Annotated in this window: 12 protein-coding genes; 8 read left to right on the top strand and 4 right to left on the bottom strand. The window is 65.9% G+C overall.

The features are described 5' to 3' along the window. Positions 1 to 5 precede the first annotated feature (5 nt). From A39O_RS42820 to A39O_RS0121090, 4 genes are all read left to right on the top strand, one after another. On the top strand, positions 6 to 332 hold the full coding sequence (locus tag A39O_RS42820) for a hypothetical protein (protein ID WP_026199602.1): 327 nt from the start codon (positions 6 to 8) through the stop codon (positions 330 to 332). Then, the gene (locus A39O_RS42815) at positions 329 to 820 is read left to right on the top strand and encodes a Na+/H+ antiporter NhaC family protein (RefSeq protein ID WP_051088863.1); all 492 of its coding nucleotides are present in this window, start codon (positions 329 to 331) and stop codon (positions 818 to 820) included. Before A39O_RS42820 ends, A39O_RS42815 begins: the two co-directional genes overlap by 4 nt. A 346-nt stretch (positions 821 to 1,166) precedes the next feature. Continuing rightward, positions 1,167 to 1,775, top strand: a complete 609-nt coding sequence (locus tag A39O_RS0121095; RefSeq protein WP_245561950.1) for a DUF3611 family protein — start codon at positions 1,167 to 1,169, stop codon at positions 1,773 to 1,775. A 183-nt stretch (positions 1,776 to 1,958) separates the two neighbouring features. After that, positions 1,959 to 3,044, top strand: a complete 1,086-nt coding sequence (locus A39O_RS0121090; protein ID WP_020506657.1) for an AI-2E family transporter — start codon at positions 1,959 to 1,961, stop codon at positions 3,042 to 3,044. Between the two features lie 345 nt (positions 3,045 to 3,389). Here the strand turns inward: A39O_RS0121090 and A39O_RS36930 are convergent, their stop codons facing one another. Then, on the bottom strand, positions 3,390 to 7,478 hold the full coding sequence (locus A39O_RS36930; protein ID WP_020506656.1) for a PAS domain S-box protein: 4,089 nt from the start codon (positions 7,476 to 7,478) through the stop codon (positions 3,390 to 3,392). Between the two features lie 239 nt (positions 7,479 to 7,717). Between A39O_RS36930 and A39O_RS42810 the strand changes: the two genes are divergently transcribed. From A39O_RS42810 to A39O_RS34480, 3 genes are read left to right on the top strand one after another with little or no spacing between them, the layout of a single operon-like run. Next, a complete protein-coding gene (locus A39O_RS42810) occupies positions 7,718 to 9,907 on the top strand; it encodes a sensor histidine kinase (protein WP_020506655.1) in 2,190 nt (729 codons plus the stop codon). A gap of 3 nt (positions 9,908 to 9,910) precedes the next feature. Beyond that, positions 9,911 to 10,369 (top strand): response regulator, encoded by a 459-nt coding sequence (locus A39O_RS0121075; protein WP_020506654.1) that lies wholly within the window; start codon positions 9,911 to 9,913, stop codon positions 10,367 to 10,369. Beyond that, the gene (locus A39O_RS34480) at positions 10,366 to 12,483 is read left to right on the top strand and encodes a hybrid sensor histidine kinase/response regulator (RefSeq protein ID WP_020506653.1); all 2,118 of its coding nucleotides are present in this window, start codon (positions 10,366 to 10,368) and stop codon (positions 12,481 to 12,483) included. Before A39O_RS0121075 ends, A39O_RS34480 begins: the two co-directional genes overlap by 4 nt. Positions 12,484 to 12,532: 49 nt before the next feature. Here the strand turns inward: A39O_RS34480 and A39O_RS38970 are convergent, their stop codons facing one another. From A39O_RS38970 to A39O_RS43230, 3 genes are all read right to left on the bottom strand, one after another. Next, entirely contained in the window at positions 12,533 to 12,862 is a 330-nt protein-coding gene (locus A39O_RS38970) for a type II toxin-antitoxin system YafQ family toxin (RefSeq protein ID WP_083924820.1), read from the bottom strand. Beyond that, on the bottom strand, positions 12,834 to 13,112 hold the full coding sequence (locus tag A39O_RS0121065; protein WP_020506652.1) for a type II toxin-antitoxin system RelB/DinJ family antitoxin: 279 nt from the start codon (positions 13,110 to 13,112) through the stop codon (positions 12,834 to 12,836). Before A39O_RS0121065 ends, A39O_RS38970 begins: the two co-directional genes overlap by 29 nt. Before the next feature lie 314 nt (positions 13,113 to 13,426). Beyond that, positions 13,427 to 15,886, bottom strand: a complete 2,460-nt coding sequence (locus tag A39O_RS43230; RefSeq protein WP_211211661.1) for a tetratricopeptide repeat protein — start codon at positions 15,884 to 15,886, stop codon at positions 13,427 to 13,429. A 232-nt stretch (positions 15,887 to 16,118) separates the two neighbouring features. Between A39O_RS43230 and A39O_RS0121055 the strand changes: the two genes are divergently transcribed. After that, positions 16,119 to 16,717: Uma2 family endonuclease (locus tag A39O_RS0121055; protein WP_026199599.1), on the top strand; the 599-nt coding region annotated here is incomplete at its 3' end.

Below are 16,717 nucleotides of genomic sequence, written 5' to 3'. Positions count from 1 at the left end.
CGATCATGTCCGAACCAACCGCGAGCGCTGCCGCGCCACCTGAATCCCGGAAATGGACATTCGAGTTTCCGAGCGCCGTCACCACCTTGGTCATCGTCAGCATCCTGGTCTGGTTGGCGGCCCTGGTCATCCCCGCCGGTCAGTATGCCAGGGACGCCGACGGATCGCCGATCCCCGGCACTTACCAGCGGATCGAATCGCCGCTCACCTCCGGCCAACGGGTGGAGCAACTGATCCTGGCCCCGGTCAACGGCATCTACGGCCTGCTGAGCCCCGTGCGCGGATTTGTGGACACCGGGACGGTTGGGCGCCTGTTCGGGTGGCGAAGATGAAGGAAAAGGAGATCGTGCGGCTCATCGCCGCGGGTGCCGCGGACATGATGGGACCCGCTATGGTCATGCTGCTCGCGGGAGGTGTTTCGGTAATCATGACCAACACCCAGACCCTCGACACCATCCTCCATGCGATGGAACAACTCATTACCGGCGCCTCGGCGGGAGCTTTCGCGGTCGTGACGCTGCTTGCGAATATCCCGCTCGCGTTCCTGATCCCGTCAAGTTCCGGCCACGCGGCGCTGGCGATGCCGATGCTTTCGCCGCTCGCGGACTTTGCGGGCGTCAGCCGTCCTACGGCAATCACTGCATGGAGCCTGGGCCACGGCCTGGCCCTGCTGGCCTCCCCAACCAACGTGGTGGTGGTGGGGGGCCTGGCGATCGCGAAGGTCGGCTACGACCAGTACCTGCGCTTCGTGTGGCCGCTGCTGGCGGGCTTGATGGTGGTCGCTGCCGCTGCCGTCGCGATAGCCGCCACCCTGGGATGACCCAGTCCAACGCGCTCTCGCATTGTGATGCGAGCCGCCTTGAGCAGCCCACCCCAACGCGATAACCGCACGATCGGGTCGGGTTTCAAACCCGCCCTACACCAAGGGTCTGTCTGGATATCAGGTGAGAAGGCTATAGACCCCGCCAACTGCGGCAATCGTCGACTCCGCAGCCTGGGCCGATCCCATCCAAAAACATCGCGAACCGCGCTGGGCGAGGTTTAGTTCCCTTTCTTCTTTCTTAGCCCAATTTCAGCCTAGACCGCGCTAGAATCCCGACCAGGGCCGCCCGGCTCTGCTTCGATCACTCCCCCAGCCGGACCGCAACGCGGCCAAGGTGTCAGTCATGAGTATGTTCACGCGAATCGTTGAGGGTCTGCATGGCGCGAAGATCGAGGGTCTGGCCAAGACCTTTTCCCGTTTGGGGAAGATCGGTTTTTGGCTCCAGGTGGTGCTCGGCTCGATCCCCCTGGTGGTTACCTTCTATATCTTTGTGTTTTCAGGCAGCATCTCCGGCCCGCGCAGCGGCCTGCCGATTGTCGGGCTGCTGAGCTTGGCGAATATGCTGGTGCTCCTGTTTACGATCGTCTGGTTCTATCGCTATACCGGTCTCGGCAGGCGGATTGCCGATCCCCAGTCGCGTCCGACCGAGTCGGCGGTGCTCGCGACCGTGTGGACAGGCTTGCTCGCGAGCAGTCTGGGCGTTTTGTTCTCCATGGTGGTGATGCTGCTGGAAGTGGGGCAACTCCTCTTCTATTTCCTCGCCGCCCCCCAGGCGGGAGTCGCCACCATCCAGACGGCCGGCGGGGCTGCCAGTTGGGTCTCCGCGGTCGATCTGTTGAGCTTGTTGGCCCTGCTGCAGATGCTGGCTGCCGAGGTGATTACGCTGGTGTTGGGTCTCTGGCTGATGTTCCGTACCACCCAGGCCGCCGGTGAGTTCCCCGAAGCTGCTTAGACCGGCCTTGATCGTAATCCCGACCAGTGGCGTGCGTAGTCAGGGCTTCCAGCCCTGACGCTATCAGGCCAGGATGGCCTGACTACGCACCCGGCGAAGCCAAGTGGCCGGAATCTTGATCGAGGCCCTTAGACCTGACCTCAACCCAGTTCACTCAACCCCAGTGCAGGAGCCATTGCGGCCATGAATGTCCTATCCACCTTCTCTGCGCCCGCCCGCGGTCTGATCATCGCCGGGGCCGTCGCGCTGGTCATCACCTTGTTGAAGACCGCGGCGCCGCTGCTGACGCCGATCCTGCTCGCGATCTTCATCGCGATCGTCGCCACCCCGGCGCTGGCCTGGATGCGCCGCAAAGGCGTGCCGAAATGGGGCGCCCTGTTCCTGATCGCGTTTGTGCTGCTCGATGTCGGCAGCCTGCTGGCGTTGGTGACGACCGGGGCGCTCGAGGGCTTCAAGGACAGCCTCCCGAGTTATCAGGAACGCTTTGCGCTGCTGGCCCAGCACTTCGGCGGCCTGATGGCGGGGACCGGTGTCGACAACCCGGCCGCGGCGGCGACGGACCTGATGGACCCGAGCAAGCTCATGGCCCTGGTGCCGCGGTTGTTGTCCAGCGCCGGCGGGGTCTTCGCGACCGGACTCCTGGTGCTGCTCACCGTCATCTTTATCCTGCTCGAAGTGCCGACGATGGCGCCCAAGCTGCGGGCAGCCTTTCACATCACGGAGGACGGCGAGGCGCGGCTGCAGCGGATGCTGAACAACATCAATCGCTACATGCAAATCAAGGCCCTGACCAGTCTCGCCACCGCCGTCTGTGTCTGGCTGCTGCTGTGGTTTTTTGGGATCGACTTCGCCGTCCTGTGGGCCGTGTTGGCCTTCTTCCTGAACTTCCTGCCGGTGGTCGGCAACATCCTGATGATGATCCCGGCGGTCCTCCTGGCACTGGTGCAGGTTGACTTGACCACGGCACTGCTGGTCGCGGCCGGTTACCTGGTGATCAACACCGCGATCGGCAATGTCATCGAGCCGCGGATCATGGGTCAGGGGCTCGGCATCTCGACACTTGCGGTATTCATCGCTCTGCTGGTCTGGGGCTGGCTGTTCGGCACCGTCGGCATGTTCCTGGCCGTACCGCTGACCACGGCACTGATCATCGCGCTCGATGCGAGCCCGCATACCCGCCCGCTCGCCATCCTGATGGGGCCGGCGATTACCGAGGAGCCGGCGGACGCCATGGCAGCGGAGCCGGACGCAGCCGGAACGGATCACTGAGGGGCCGCACGCGTCGCGTCTCGGTCATCAAGCCGACGCCTCGCCGGCTCGGTCGGCGTCGTGCTCACCTACGACTATCTCGACTACTCATTCTCAAGCCCCGGCGCGCTGGGGCTTACCGCGCCTTGGAGCACCGTCCAGCGCTATGGCGTTTCGGCGCCATTGTCGTTTAGCCTTCCGGACCGGCGGGCCTGGAGAATGTACAGGTCTTTCTGGCTCGACTGGTTGTCGTGCTGTCGATCATTAACAAATCTGACGCAGGTCGACGCCGAGCATATCGGGTCTCGGGCAATTGAAATTCTTATCCCTGAATGCCAACCTGGCGCATCGGCGATGAGGAACGCCTCAGTCGCGAGGGCGTGCCAGCCACTTCAATAGTGTTGCGAACAGCGTATCCGGGTCAATCGGTTTTCCAACGTAATCGTTCATCCCGGCAGCGAAACAGAGCGCCTGGTCCTGCGCAAAGGCATTCGCCGTCATCGCAAGAATGGGAACCCGAGAGCCGTCCGCCTGCTGCCGTATCCGCCGAGTGGCTTCGAGCCCGTCCATGTTGGGCATCTGCATGTCCATCAGAATCACGTCGTAGGCGTGTCGACTGGCTAGTTCCACCGCTTCGGCACCATCGGCAGCGACCTCCACCACCAAGCCGGCGGCCTCCAGCAGCTCTCGTGAAACCTCCATGTTGACCGGTTCATCTTCAACCAGCAGGATACGGCAACCACAATAGTCGCGCGACAGAGTGGCTTCGATGGTATCGGCAACCGGGGGGATTGCAGTCGCCGCGGCCGACTTGCCGATCTTGATCCGTGCCGTAAACCAGAAGGTGCTGCCGCTGCCGAGGATGCTTTGCGCCCCGGCATCCCCGCCCATCGACTGGGCCAGGCGGCGGGTGATAGCGAGGCCCAGACCGGTGCCGCCATATTGTCGAGTGAAGGAGTTGTCCGCCTGCTCGAAGGCCGAGAACAGCCTGGGCAGGGTTTGCGGCGCGATGCCGATGCCCGTATCCTGGACTTCAAAGCGCACCAGGATGCTGTCTGCTCCTTGCGTCGCGGCGGCGGCACGCAACGTCACGGTACCGCTTGGCGTAAACTTGACCGCATTGTTGGCGTAGTTCAACAGCGCCTGCTGGAGCCGTGTGGGATCACCCAGCAGCCTGCAGGGCATGGGCGGCACCTCGACCAGCAGCCGGATATTCTTGGCCTGCGCCTGGCTCGTGAGCATGGCCACCACATTGGCTGCGATGGCACTCAGGTTGACCTCTACCTCCTTGAGAGCCAACTTGCCCGCCTCGATCTTCGAGAGGTCGAGAATGGCATTGACGATTTCAAGCAGGTGTTGGCTGGCGGCCTCGATCTTGTCGAGCCGTTCGGTTTGTTTCGGGGACACGCCGTCGCGTTTCATCAGATAGGCCATGCCGGTAATCGCATTGAGTGGGGTGCGTATTTCGTGCGACATATTGGCGAGGAACGCGCTCTTGGCCGCGTTGGCGGCTTCGGCAGCGTCCTTGGCGGCGGCCAGTTGTTCAGTACGCTTCTCAACGAGTTGTTCGAGCTGAGCGCGATATAGGGCGAGTTCCGCCGCGGCTGCTTTGGCGGCGGTGATGTCGGTCAACATGGCGAACGAACCGGTATATTCGCCCTGTTCGTTCTTTAGCACGGTCGCACTGACCAGGCACCAGCAGGCGCGACCGTCTTTGCAACGGAAACAGCGTTCGTCGTGGGAATCCACCTTGCCGGCATGCCCTTGCTGAATGTGCGAATCCGGGTCCGCCAAGTGTTGCTCGACGATGAACGATTCGACGGTCAGCCCCATCATCTCTGCGGGCAGATAACCCAGTATCCGGCACATCGCAGCATTGACAAAGATCGTGCGGTCGGCGGCATCCGTGGCCCAGACGCCTTCGTTGGCCGACTCGACGAACCGGCGGTACTTCTCTTCGCTGGCGTAGAGTGACTCTTCGGCCAACAGCCGTTCCAATTCCCCGGCGGAGCGCACCGCCACGAGCTTCAATGCGGATTCGGCGAACTGGCGGTTGTGCAGCGGCTGCCGTCCGATCACCGCAATCAGGCCGATCGGCCGGCCATCATGGCTCCACAGCGTCGTGCCGATGTAGCTTTCCGCCCGCAAGTCCTGGAGCACCTGGTCACGCGGGAAGGACTCGCAGACGCCGGCGGCAAAGCAGCAGATCTGTTTGCCGACGACATCGCCGCACGGCGTGTCCCTCAGGGCATAGCTGACGTTGTCCTCGAACTGTCCGTCGCACCAAACCGCAAGGGTGCGGGCCGTCAGCCCATCCCCTTCCAGACGGTCGATGCAGACATAGAACACATCCAGGGTTTCGGCGAGGTAGCGTGCCAGGACATGGAAGAATGTCTCGTCCGGAGATCGACCGCTGGTTCGCGCCAGAAAGGCTTGAACGTCGGCGGCCTGTTTGTGCTCGGTAATGTCCAGGTTGACGCCGATATACCTGACAATCGTACCGGTGCGGTCGCGTTGTGGCGTAGCCAGCCCGTGCACCCAGGTCATGACCCCACCCGGCGTTCGGAAGCGGTAGTCCTGGTCCCAACTTCCACCGGACTCAACCGTCCGTTGCCAGTCCGAGGCAACGGATGCGCGATCCTCAGGATGCAGTGCCGCTAACCAACCGTTCCCGAGCGCCGCCGTCGGGGCCATCCCCGCCATGCCACACCAGCGTTTGTTGGCATACAGGCAGCCGCCATCGGGCGAGGTCAGATAAATGCCGACCGGCGCCAATTCCGCCAAGGTCCGGAACGTTTCCTCGCTATCGCGTAATGCCGCCTCCGCCTGCTTGCGCGCGCTGATGTCGATGCAAATGCCGGTCATGCGCAGGGGCTGACCCTGCGCATCGTAAGTCGTGTCGCCGGTTGCGTAGATCCAGCGGACCTGTCCCGATCCCAGAATGATGCGATATTCGTTGATCAGTGGGACATGGGCACGCATGGCATCGCCGATACGTGCTTCAGCCGTCAACAGGTCTTCCAGGTGCAGCGCGGACCGCCAGGTGCTGAAGCTCGCTTCCGTCTTGGCCGGATCGAGGTCGAAGAGATGAAAAAATTCATCCGACCATGACAGCTTGCCGCTGGCGATGTCCCAATCCCAAACGCCCGCATGGGCCGTGCTTTGCGCCAAGGCCAGACGCGCGTTGGACGCCAGCAGGGAAATCTCCTGCTGCTTGCGCTGAGTGATGTCATGGATGATGGAAAACAGCAGCGGCCTGCCACCGACGTCGACCGGCGTCGAAAAGACCTCGACATCGCGCACTTCGCCGTTCGCGATGCGGTGCCGAAAATTAAAATAGTTGCGCTCCTCGTGCAGCGCCCGTTGCCGCTCCAGCGCGACCTCGTCGGGGGGCAGGGTGTTGATCGCGCTGATGAGCATGCCGACCGGGCCGGGCCGCGGGTAGTCGTAATAGGTGACCGCGGCCTGATTGGCGGCCATGATTTCACCGCTTGCCGGATCGATGAGCAACATCACCGAGGTATTCTTCTCAAAGAAATGGCGGAAGCGTGTCTCGCTCACTCTCAGACGTTCACGGCTTTGGCGCAACGTCCACGCCCAACTCCCAAACAACAGCAACGCCAGTCCCAGTCCGCCGCCCGCCCAGGCAAGCAGTTTCAGCGGAAACGGTGACGGCTCGTAAATGCCCAGCCAGCGATCGTAAATCTGCTGGTATTCGCCGCTGGTCTTGACGATCAGCAGCCCCTGGTCTAACTGGTCGCGCAGCATCGTATCGCCTTTCTTCACCGCGAAGGCGTAATCGCGGCGGTATTCCTTCAGCGGCGGACCGGCCTCGATCCCATCGAGCCCGTACTTACGAAGTATCAGGCTCCCCTGTACCAGCGGTGCGAGCACGGCATCGTGCCGGCCGGCGGCGAGCATACCCAAGGCGTCGGGCAAGCTGTCGGCAAGCACCAGGTCACTGGCGAAACCCCGGCCGGCGAGGGCCTGGTGGCCGGCATCAGAGCGCATAACGATGATCTGCCGACCGCGCGCGGCGTCGATCGAGGCCAGCGTCTGACTGCCTTTGCGTACGAAGAAGGCATCGAAGCCGCTGGTATGGGTCTTGGCGAATTCAACCAGTCCTTCACGCTCCTTGATCTGGGCCACCAGCGGCAGTGCATCGACGTTACCGTTCAGCAGCCCGTTCCAGGTCTGGTCCCAGTCGCTGACCCGGTACTGGATCGGGATATCCATGACGCGGGCGACGGCGGAAAAGAGGTCCACGGAGAAGCCGACCGCCCGGCCGCTCGCGTCTGTGTCGGCATACGGCGGGAAGCCGCTCTCGGAACCGACCAGGATCGGGCGAGGCGACGCGCTTCTGGCGCCAGGGGCAACCAGCAGGCAAAGTACTGCAAGACCCCAGGCCGCGATTGCCGGGATGATACTGCGGTACCTTCCGAGAATGACCAACATGCGGGGAGGAAACCCAACCGTCTAAGTGCGAGACTAGGGTCGAGGGTAGTCCCGATGCGGATGGGAATGCAAGGCCGACGGAAACGCCGTGCGGCCCTTGCGGTCGAAGGCGGGGTCTGACAATCTTCGGAAAGATTATGCAAGGGTTGCCGCAACCGTTGAGAGGATGTCGAGACCCCGAGCCCATTGGGAGCGCGAACGGTTAAACTCAGCTGAACGGCACCGCCGACTGGACCCCCATGACCGCCTCCGAACCCGAGAGCCGACCGACCCTGCCGCTGACCGTTTTTCTGGTCAGCGCGGCTTTGTTGCTGCTGGTCGCACTGGCCGTCTTCCATGGCCTGCGCGCCGAGCGCCAGGCCAGCGTCGAGGCCGCCTTGCAGGCGGTGGCCGAGCTGAAGATCGACCAGCTCGATACCTGGTTGAATGAGCGCACCGCGGACGTCGCCTTGTTCGGGTCGGACTCGCAATTGGCGAGCGATTTCAATCGCTGGTTGAGCCAGGACGGACAGGATGAGGCGGCACTGGCGGAGATTAAGGCGCGTCTCGCCGCGATGAAACGCAATGTGGGCTATGACACGATTGCGCTCTTCGATGCCGCGGGCAATGAACGCATTCGCAGCGAAGGGATTGCCTCCCAGGCGGAATTCGGGCCGCAGGCCAGCGCGGCAATGCGGCAGGACCAACCCCAACTGGTCGACTTTCACCGGCAGCCGGGCCAACCGATCCGCATCGGCATGGTCGGACCCATCAAACGCATCGCGGTACAGGGCACTCAAATCGTCGGCGCCATCTATCTGGGCGCGCCCGCGCAGCGGCAAGTCTTCCCGCTGCTGTTGCACTGGCCGCTGCCCTCCCAGACCGGCGAGACCGTGTTGGCCAGACCCGAGGGCGAGAGCATCCTGAACATTGTCACGCGCAAGGCGCCGCCGATGACCATCCGGGTCCCGATCGACCAGCCGGGACTGCTCTCGGCCCGCGCTGTGGGTGGCGAGTCCGGCATCCAGCGCGGCTCCCGCGACTATGCCGGCGACCCGGTGCTCGGCTACGCCGCCCGGGTCACGGGGACACCCTGGGTCCTGGTCGCCAAGCAGGACACACGCGAGGTCGATGCCCCGCTGCGGCAATGGGCGCTGTGGGTCATGCTGGTCACCCTGTTGCTGTTGGGCGCAGCGGGTGGGGTGAACTGGTCCTGGTGGCGCGCCCAGACCAGCCACTGGCGCGCGCGCATCCTCCAACAGGGGTTGGATCAGGCCTTGGCGACTCAGCAGGCCACCGCGGCCCTGTTTGCCAGCGAGGAGGTCAACCGTGTCACCTTCGAGCAGGCCGCCATTGGGATCGCCCATGTCGGCGTCGATGGGCGCTGGCTGCGTGTCAACCACAAGCTGTGCGAGATCCTCGGCTACCCCATTGAGGAATTGCCGCGCATCGCCCTCCAGGACATCGAGCATCCGGACGACCTTGAGTCCGATACCGCGGCGATGCACAAGCTCCTGACGGGGGAGCGGCCGGTCGATTCGGTGGAGCGGCGTTATGTCCGCAAGGATCGCTCCCTGGTCTGGATCAACCGGACCATCTCGCTGGTGCGGGGCACCGACGGCGAGGCGCTGCATTTCATCTTTCTGGTCGAGGACATCGCGGTGCGCAAGCAGTTGGAGGCGGAACGCAGTGCCTATCGGATTCGCCTTGAAGCCGACGTGGCATGCCGGACCCAGGAGCTGGAAACCGCCAACGCGGACCTGGAGAGTTTCAGCTACTCGGTCTCTCACGACCTGCGCGCGCCGCTGCGCGCCATCGACGGTTTCAGCGCCATCCTGCGCGAAGACTATGCGCCCCAACTGGATGCAGAAGGGCTGCGGCTGTTCGGCGTGGTCAGCGACAACGCCCGCAAGATGGCCCAATTGATCGACGACATCCTGGCCCTGTCCCGTGCCGGGCGGATGGACCTGGAACTGGCGCAGCTGGATATGAATGGCCTGGTCGACGCGGTCTGGGCGGGGCTCGCGGAACAACGTACCGGGCGGCTGGTCGAATTCCATCGGGCCGACTTGCCGTCGGTCTGTGCCGATCGGCGCGCCTTACAGCAAGTCTGGCAGAATCTGCTCGACAACGCCCTGAAGTTCAGCCGCCACCGCGACCCGGCGCGCATCGAGGTCGGCGCGGAACGCCGGCATGACCTGATCTGGTTTGAGGTCAAGGACAACGGGGCCGGCTTCAATGCGGACTATCGGGACAAGCTGTTCGGCCTGTTCCAGCGGCTCCACGGCATGGACGAATTCGCCGGCACCGGCGTCGGCCTGGCCATCGTCAAGCGCTTCGTCCAAAAACACGGCGGACAGGTGGCGGCCGAGGGTGCCGTCAATGTCGGGGCCAAGTTCCGCTTCGGGCTTCCGGTCAGACCGGATCAGGCCCTGTCCGGGAAGGAGTGAATCATGAGCATGACCGATTCGGTGGTCGATATCCTGCTGGTGGAGGATAACCCCAACGATGCTGAGCTGGCGCTGCGCGCACTGAAGAAACACAACCTGGCCAACCGGGTCATCTGGGTCAAGGACGGCGAGGCCGCGCTGGATTATCTGTTCCATCGCGGCCAGTACGCGGGGCCTAATGGCCTGCCACGCGTGGTGCTGCTCGATCTGCGACTGCCCAAGGTCGACGGCATCGAGGTGCTGACGCAGATCCGCGCCAATCCGCAGACCCACGATCTGCCGGTGGTCGTGCTCACCTCGTCGAAGGAGGAGCGCGACCTGGTCTCCACCTACAAGCTCGGGGTGAACAGCTTCGTCGCGAAGCCGGTCGCGTTCGACGAGTTCGCCCGGGTGGTGGCCGATCTCGGTATGTACTGGGTGCTGATCAATCGCGTGCCGCCCGATATCCGTTCGCCGTCGTGAACTGCCCATTGCGCATCCTGCTGCTGGAAGACAATCCGGCCGATGCTGAGCTCAACGAGCGCAATCTGCGCAAGGCCGGGATCGACTTCGCGTCGCGACGGGTCGAACACGAGGCGGACTTCGTCGCGGCGCTGGACACCTTCCGCCCGGATCTGGTCCTGGCGGACTATCACCTGCCGGACTTCGACGGCGGCCGTGCACTGGCCCTGGTCCGGGCGCGGGACCCCGATCTGCCGTTCATCTTCGTCAGCGGCGCCATGGGTGAGGACCTGGCGGTGGCGGCCCTGCACCAGGGCGCCAGCGACTATCTGCTGAAGGATCGGCTCTCCCGCTTGCCGGAGGCGGTCACGCGGGCCCTGGCGCAGGCCGAACAGAGGGTCAACCGCAAGCGGCTGGAGGCGGATCTCGAAGGCTATCGGCAGCACCTCGAACAATTGGTCGCGCAGCGCACCGCAGAATTGGTGGAGGCCCGCGACCAGGCCGAGTCCGCCACCCGCGCCAAGAGTGCCTTCCTGGCCCGAATGAGCCACGAGATCCGCACCCCCATCAACGCCATCGTCGGCCTGACCTATCTGTTGCGCAAGCGGCTCACCGACCCGCAGTCCAGCGCACAACTGGCCAAGGTCGGTGAGGCAAGCCAGCACCTCTTGTGCGTCATCAACGACATCCTGGACCTGTCCAAAATCGAGGCCGATCAACTGAGCTTGGAAGAGGTCCCGTTCGTCCTGGCCGAGGTGGTCGATCATACACTCGGCATCCTGGGTGAACGGGCGCTCGCCAAGGGCCTGACGATCGAGCGGGACATCGACTCCGCGGTCCCGGCGGCGGTGCGCGGTGACCCCCTGCGCCTGGGACAGATCTTGCTCAACTATATCGGCAATGCCATCAAGTTCACCGAGCAGGGCCGGGTCCAGGTGCGTGTCCGGGTGGCGGAGGATCAGGGGGAGACCCTGCTGCTGCGTCTGGAGGTGGAGGATCAGGGGATCGGACTGACGGCGGACCAACAGGCGCGATTGTTCGAGGCGTTCGCCCAGGCCGACGACTCGACCACCCGTCGCTTCGGTGGTACGGGTTTGGGGCTGATCATCTGCCGCCGCCTGGCGAACCTGATGGGCGGTGGCGTAGGCGTGACGAGTACCCCGGGCCAGGGCAGCACCTTCTGGGCGACGGCCCGGCTGACCCGGGTCGCGGTGCCGGAGGCCGCGCCGGCGTGCGCCGGGATGGGGCCAGGGGCGGAGCCCCCGGAGGTGGTCCTGGCGCGCGATTACCGGGGTGTGCACCTGCTACTGGCGGAGGACGACCCGGTCAATCAGGAGGTGGCGTGCGAGATCTTGAGCGGCCTGGGTCTGGTCGTGGACGTGGTCGCAACGGGTCACGAGGCGGTCGAGCGCGCCATGGCGAGGGAGTACGCGCTGGTGCTGATGGACGTGCAAATGCCGGAGATGGACGGGTTGGAGGCGACCCGCCGGATCCGCGCGCAGCCGAGACATGCCCGCTTGCCCATCTTGGCCATGACCGCCAATGCCTTTGCGGAGGATCGGCAACGCTGTCTGGACGCCGGCATGGACGATCACATCGGCAAACCGGTGGAACCCGAACAGCTCTATGCGGTCCTGTTGCGCTGGCTGCCGCGACCCGCCGCGCCGGGACTGGCCGACGTGACCGCACCGGCTGCGCAGTCCGAGGACGTGACCTTACGACAGACTTTAGACGGCATCGCCGGAATCGACCTGGAGGCCGGGTTGCGCTGCGTGCGCGGCAATCTGTCGAGTTACATGCGATTCTTGGCCCTGTTCACGCAGTGCCACGCCGACGACATTGCCGCACTGCGTCGGCACCTGGCGACCGGTGCGCTAGACGAGGTGCTGCGGTTGGCTCACGCCCTAAAAGGCTCCGCCGCTACCCTCGGGGCCGCGGCCGTGTGCCTGCGGGCGCAGGAACTTGAAACGGCCCTGCATGTGCAGGCGCCACGGGCCGACCTGGAGGCGCGCATCACTGCCCTGGACGCCGATCTCGCCCCCTTGCTGGTAACGCTTGCGGGGTTCGGGCATGTGCCGCCGCCCACGGTGCCCGTATCGTGCGAGCCCGATTACGTCCGGGAGCCCCTGGCCTGACTGGAGTTGCGGCTACAACCTGGTGCCCTTTTGCCACCGATTGATCGTTCTATGTGAAGTGGGGCGCATCAGGAGCTAGGAGACGGCGATCAGGCGCCGTCGCGTTCCGGCGGCTCGCGCATCCATCTGGAAATCGATGATCGCCTCGACTGTGGCATTCCCGATGCCCCTCCCAGTCGCCGACCAAGGGGTGATCCAGCCACTCCGGCCCCAAGGGGCCGTCGTTGGCGATCAGGAGCAACATCGCTTCCTTCAGCCTCCGCATGTCGAACCGCCCGGATCGCGTCAGTCGCTGCCAGTCCTTGAGGAACGACTTCGTGTAGTCCGCCGCACGCGGCGGGATTGCACGCTTACTCGCGGCTGGCCCTGTCGAGGTCATCGAACAGAACGGCCGCGGTGGTGAAACGGGCGTGGTGCTGACGGGCGATCGTATCGGCCTCGGACATCGCCGCGCGGGTTTCGGCGTTCGGCGCCTCCAGGGCGAAGGGAAGCCGCTGTTCGGCGGCGACGCGCGTCAGGAATACGCGAACGGCATCGGACATGGTCAGGCCCATCGCTGCCAGCGTCGCGTTCGCCTGTGCCTTGACCTGCTCGTCGATCCGCACATGGATCATGGATGTGGTCGTCATAGGGTCCTCTGCTCAGCGGGATGAGATACATTGTAGCGCAATGGGCGCCTGTGCGGGCACCTGCAGGGCGGCGCAGCCGCCTCGATCCGGCGGATCACCCCGGCGGCCTCAGTCCATCCGCACCTCCAGCCGCTCACCGCTCGCGCGCAAGCGGCCCGCCGGTGCCCCCTTGCCCGCGCTTGCGGGGCGATCAGAAATGCATTTCGTGGTACGTCCCCTATTTCCCCAGGTCGCGTCGCGGCTGAAGCCGCTCCCACCGGGGCGGTGCCGCACGGTCATGGTCAACGCGAGGGCGTTGGTCCGCACAGCGGACCCTACGGGGGGTCGGTCAGGGCGGCGAGGGTCGCGGGGTCGGCGATGGCCTGGAGGATGGTGTCGATGATGACGGCGTCCTCCGGGTCCAGGGCGGCGCAGAGGGTGTCGGGGTCGCGCTCGCCGGTGCGCAGCAGGCGGATGGCGGCGGCCAGGTTGGTCCGGCCCTTGGCCTCCAGTTGCGGCAGGGCCTGCTCCAACTCGGCCTGGAGGTGCGCGGCGGCGGGGCCGGGGGCGGGTGCGCGCCGGAGCAGCCGGCCGATCAGCGGCAGGCGGGCGAGTCGGCCGGCCCGCCCGGGGGCCGGGGCGGCGAGGGCCTGCACGACCAGGCGGATCAGCGGCAGGTGGGGCTGGAGCCGGTGGCGGGTGCCGGGGAAGGCGCGCAGGGCCGCGCGGGCGCGGCGGCGGTGGGCGCTGGACTGGGCGGCCAGCGCGGCGGCAGTCGCGGGGTCCGGGGCGGCGGCGCGCTCGCAGTCGGTGATCTGGGCGAGTATGTCGTGGGTGTTCCAGATCTCGGCGGCGCCCGGGTCCAGGGTCTCCTTGATTGCCAGCGACTCCTCCGCCAGGCGCCTGGCCTCGGCGAGTCGGGTGGGTTGGGACTGGAGCAGGTTGGCGAGGTTCCCAAGACCATTGGACTGGTTGACCCGGTCGCCGACGGCGCGGGAGCCCTCAATGGCCTTGCGGTACCAGTGCTCGGCCGCCTCCGGCCTGCCGGCGTTCATGGTGACGATGGCGAGGTTGTTCCAGGTCCGGGCGGCGGCGGCCAGGTCGCCACGCTGCTCCTTGATCCGCGCCGATTCGCGGTAGTGACGCTCCGCGTCGTCCCAGCGGCGCGCATCCTGATAGACCACGCCGAGTTGGTGCCATAAGACCGCCTCGCTGGCGGGCTCGCCCAGCCGCTGGAAGAGGTCCAGGGCTTCGCGGTAGCGGCGCTCCGCCTCGTCCAGCCGGCCCTCCCGCATGGCCAGGGTGCCGAGCTGGCCGAGGCTGACGCCCTGAGCGCGCTCGTCGCTCAGGCCCTTTGCGACCTCCAACCCGTCCTCATAGGCCCGCCGCGCCCCGGCATAGTCCCCGCTATTGGTGAGTGCATCGGCCAGTTCGGTCAGTGCGAACCCCCGCTCGCGCCTGACCTGATCCGTCTGTTCCAGCCGGTCCAGTACCGCGATTTCCGCGCGTTGGCACGCGGCGGCCAGGTCCGGCCGGCCGTCGGCCGTCAGACAGCTGCCGAGCAGACCCAGGATGACGGCGCGCTGATAGCCCGGTGCCTCACCGAGCCGGGCCAGGATCGACTCGAAGCACCCCATGGCCTCGCCGATCCGGCCGGAGGTACGCAGCCGCTCGCCCCGGTTGAACTCGGCCAGGTACCAGTCTGCCTGGTCGTCCACCCGAGCGGCGGCACCGGCGCGGGCGAGCAGGTCGTCGGACTCCCGGCCGAGCCCGAAGACGCCCAGGAACCGGTTGAGGCTGTCGGCGAAGTCGACCGCCCCCGGCTCCCCCGCGGCCAGTGCGCCATGGCAGGCGTGGATCAGGTTGGGCAGTTCCAGCCGGGCGATGGCCCGGGCCTGGTGCGGATGCTTGGGGTCCTCGACATACAGGTAGCGGGCCGTCTGCGCATAGCGCGCCCGGTGTGCCTTGGTCAGCCGCTCCCGCTCGGGCGCGTCCAATTCGGACCACAGGAGCGGGGCCAGGCTGGGGTGGAAGCGCAGATAGGGCCAGCGGACGCCGGGAAGCGGCTCGGGCTCGATCAGGGCCGCGGCCACGAGTTGGTCGCGGACCTGGGTCCAGGCGACGGCCTCTCCCCTGCCCCCTGCTGCGGCCGGGGCCGGGGCCGGGGTTGGGGCGGCGAGCCGGGCGCGGAGTTCATCGACCTGCCCCGCGATCTGGTCGCGAATCTGCGCCAGGACCTCCGGCGGCAGGACGGTGCCCTCCGGCATCCCGCTCGCCCGCAGGACCGGCCCCAGGTCCCCGGACTCCAGCGCCTCCAGGAGCATCTGCAACTGGGCGCGTCCCTGCGCGTCCGGCGGCGCCTCGTCCGGCACGCCCAGCCCGGTGACGGCGAGCAGGTCGTCCTCGCAGGCGCCGCCCTGGAAGACGCCCAGGCGCGGGATCAGGGCGCGGGCGGTTGGGTCCAGGCGGTCGAGCGAGAGTTGGATGGAGGCGTGGAGGGACGCGGGCGTCTCGCCTGCGGCGTCGGGGCGGGACGCCCCGGCTCCTTTGAGCAAGGCCTCCAGGCGCTCGCCCAGGGCTTCCGGGCCGCGGTCCTTGAGCTGCTGCGCCAGCACCCGGATGGAGAGCGGGTGGAAGGCGACCCGCTCGAAGAGGTCGATCAGGGCGGCGCGCCCGGGGGGCGGGACGCTCGGCAGCGGAATACCGGGGACAGACCACGATTCCCTGCCTTTCTTGCGGCAATACAAAAACCATGGGCTTTCGCGCGATTTCTTTGTCCCGGGAATCCCGACCACCTAATCCACTCCAACTCGGGAAAGGNAAACCCGGCCCGGACCCGCTCGACCAAGCGTCCGGTCGACGTCTTCGGCACGCCGAGGTCGTCGGCGAGCGGGTCGGCTCCGCTGGGGGGTTCTTTGCGCAGCGCGGCTTGCGCATAGCGATGCTTCTTGGAATGATTGACCGTGTCGGCGCAGCCGGCAGACCGGACCACCCCTGGGGCCGCCACACCGGCCCGGAGCCAGTGCCATGAACCCCTTGTTACGTATCGACCCGGATGATCCCTACCCGGAGAGCGACGGAGCACCGATGGCGGAGAATACGCTGCAGTTCGATTGGATCGTCAAGATCAAGGAGAACCTGGAGATCCTGTTCGCGGATCGCGCCGATGTCTTCGTCGCCGGGGATCTCTTCTGGTACCCGGTGCCGGACCGGCGGCTCATCGGCCCCCTGACACCGGACGCCATGATCGCCTTCGGCCGGCCCAAGGGCCCGCGCGGCTCGTACCGGCAATGGGAGGAAGGCGGCGTCGCGCCTGCGGTGGTCTTCGAGATCATGTCGCCGTCCAACAGTGTGAAGGAGATGCGCGACAAGCTGGAGTTCTACGACACCTATGGGGTCGAGGAATACTATGTCTACGACCCCGAGCACAATCGGCTGGAGATCTGGCTGCGCCAAGGGGGCAGCCTGCGGCAGATGTCCCACCTGAACGGCTGGACGAGCCCGCGGCTCGGGATTCGCTTTGCCGTGCTTCCGGAAACCCTGGAGATCTTCGACCCGGCGGGCCGTCCCTTCCGCAGTCCGGTCGAGCTGGCACGGGAAGCCGAGCAGGAGCGATTGCGCGCCGA

Origin of the sequence: Lamprocystis purpurea DSM 4197, assembly GCF_000379525.1 — a bacterium.
In the GTDB taxonomy this organism is placed as follows: Bacteria; Pseudomonadota; Gammaproteobacteria; order Chromatiales; family Chromatiaceae; genus Thiodictyon; species Thiodictyon purpureum.
Note: the sequence above shows the minus strand (reverse complement) of the source record. Positions and strands in the feature narration are given on the sequence as shown.

What these genes read in the sequence shown, in the direction of transcription:
- A39O_RS38970 (WP_083924820.1), bottom strand. Translation starts at nt 12,862, where the DNA reads ATGACCTCGACAGGGCCAGCCGCGAGTAAGCGTGCAATCCCGCCGCGT.
- A39O_RS42810 (WP_020506655.1), top strand. Translation starts at nt 7,718, where the DNA reads ATGACCGCCTCCGAACCCGAGAGCCGACCGACCCTGCCGCTGACCGTT.
- A39O_RS42820 (WP_026199602.1), top strand. Translation starts at nt 6, where the DNA reads ATGTCCGAACCAACCGCGAGCGCTGCCGCGCCACCTGAATCCCGGAAA.
- A39O_RS0121065 (WP_020506652.1), bottom strand. Translation starts at nt 13,112, where the DNA reads ATGACGACCACATCCATGATCCATGTGCGGATCGACGAGCAGGTCAAG.
- A39O_RS42815 (WP_051088863.1), top strand. Translation starts at nt 329, where the DNA reads ATGAAGGAAAAGGAGATCGTGCGGCTCATCGCCGCGGGTGCCGCGGAC.
- A39O_RS0121075 (WP_020506654.1), top strand. Translation starts at nt 9,911, where the DNA reads ATGAGCATGACCGATTCGGTGGTCGATATCCTGCTGGTGGAGGATAAC.
- A39O_RS36930 (WP_020506656.1), bottom strand. Translation starts at nt 7,478, where the DNA reads ATGTTGGTCATTCTCGGAAGGTACCGCAGTATCATCCCGGCAATCGCG.
- A39O_RS0121090 (WP_020506657.1), top strand. Translation starts at nt 1,959, where the DNA reads ATGAATGTCCTATCCACCTTCTCTGCGCCCGCCCGCGGTCTGATCATC.
- A39O_RS0121095 (WP_245561950.1), top strand. Translation starts at nt 1,167, where the DNA reads ATGAGTATGTTCACGCGAATCGTTGAGGGTCTGCATGGCGCGAAGATC.